The sequence below is a fragment of the Mycobacterium sp. genome (assembly GCF_049280035.1).
Taxonomy (GTDB): Bacteria; Actinomycetota; Actinomycetes; order Mycobacteriales; family Mycobacteriaceae; genus Mycobacterium.
In genome coordinates this window covers 1-1,763 of the sequence record NZ_JBAPPI010000100.1, presented here as the reverse complement: position 1 = coordinate 1,763, position 1,763 = coordinate 1, and the positions used below count along the sequence as shown (strand labels likewise).

Annotated in this window: 2 protein-coding genes; one reads left to right on the top strand and one right to left on the bottom strand. The window is 66.8% G+C overall.

Annotation, left to right across the window (positions count from 1 at the left end):
* On the bottom strand, positions 1-443 hold a 443-nt coding region (locus WAN71_RS03360), incomplete at its 3' end, for an HAD-IB family hydrolase (RefSeq protein WP_422223972.1).
* A 404-nt stretch (positions 444-847) separates the two neighbouring features.
* Here WAN71_RS03360 and ssd point away from each other — a divergent pair.
* The coding region (gene ssd / locus WAN71_RS03355) for a septum site-determining protein Ssd (RefSeq protein ID WP_422223971.1) at positions 848-1,763 on the top strand (916 nt) is incomplete at its 3' end.

Here is a 1,763-nt window from a genome sequence, read left to right as displayed (position 1 = left end):
AGCGCACGCGCGATCGGTGCCACCAGTTCCTCGCCAGATGCCGAGACCACCACGACATCGCGGCCGCACAGCTTGTGGCTGGCGATCAGGTCTGCGGCTTCGGCGAACACCAGCGGCGTGACAATGTCGTGCAGCGTCTCGCTGACAATCGACTTGACCTGCTCGACATCCCAGCCGGTGCACATGTTGGTCAGATGGATGCGCATCCGGTCCATCTGGTCGTGGTCGGCGCCGGATAGCAGGAACAGAAATTGGGCGTAACTCGACTTGAGCACGGCGCGCCGGTTAATCAATCCCTGGTCGAAGAAAGGTTTGCTGAACGCCAGCGTGCTGGACTTGGCGATGATGGTCTTGTCGAGATCGAAAAATGCGGCGGTGCGAGGAGTGCGACCGGTGCTTGGTGGGGATGTTTGCTGGTCAGCGGCCGAGTCGGAGACGGTCACCGCCCCAGCATAGGGGGATGACGCGACAAATCGCGATGTGGCCCACAAAACGGCCGGTCAAACCCGGTTCGGTTGCTCGCGACGGCGGCCCGGTCCAGGCGCAACACGTACGAAAGCCATGCGCACAACTTCAAACAGCTCTTGCGCTGCAAGATCCTGTCGTGTGTATAGTAAGCAGTACTCGGCTTAGCCGAGGGTGTATCAGCCCGACCCCCCGGGGCTGATACACGACGACCCTCGCCTCCTCCCCCCCTGGCGGGGGTCGTCCCTTTTGTCGGGTAAACCTTCGCCGTGGCCCGCTGGCTTTGCCAGTGCGAGCCCCGAGTTGTGCCCACTCCAGGCGTTGTCCACAGATCCTCGTTTGCGACTGGCGGCGCCGGGTTGTGCCCGGGCACGGTGGCCCCATGACCACCTCTACCGACACTGCCGGCGCCCGCGGAATCCTGGCCGTTTTGGCCGAACCCGCATTGCGCGATGAGGTCGACCGGGTCGCAGCGGCCGCCGGCGTGCGGGTCGTCCATGCCGAAGGCACATCACCGATCAGCAGGAAAACCTGGTCGGCGGCCGCGGCGGTAGTGCTCGACGAGGCCGCGGCAAACGGATGCGCACGCATTGGACTGCCGCGCCGCGCGCACGTGATCGTGGTGACGGGTGGCGAACCGGCTTCGGCGACATGGGCCGCGGCCGTCGAGGTGGGCGCACGGCATGTGCTCAAGCTGCCCATCCAAGAGCGCGATCTGGTCCGCGAGCTCGCCGATGCCGGCGAATCCGCGCGTGACGACCGCGCGCGCGGCGAGGTCATCGCGGTGATCGGTGGGCGTGGCGGGGCGGGCGCGTCACTGTTCGCTGCCGCTCTGGCACAGGTCGCGACCGATCCGTTGCTGGTCGATCTCGATCCCTGGGGTGGTGGCATCGATCTGCTGGTGGGCTGCGAAACCACGCCCGGTGTGCGCTGGCCCGACCTGGCATTGCAAGGCGGACGGCTGAACTGGTCATCCGTGCGTGAGGCGTTGCCGCGCCATCGCGGGGTCTGCATGCTGTCGGGCACTCGGCGCGGCTACGAACTGGACGCCGGAGCGGTGGACGCCGTCGTCGATGCCGGCCGCCGCGGCGGTGCCACCGTGGTCTGCGACCTTCCGCGTCGGCTCACCGATGCGGCTCAAACTGCCTTGGACACAGCCGATCTGGTCGTCGTGATCAGCCCTTGCGATGTGCGGGCGTGTGCGGCCACCGCGACAATCGTGGCGGTGCTTACCGCTATCAATCCCAACGTCGGGCTGGTCGTGCGTGGGCCCTCGCCGAGTGGCCTGCGGGCCGAGG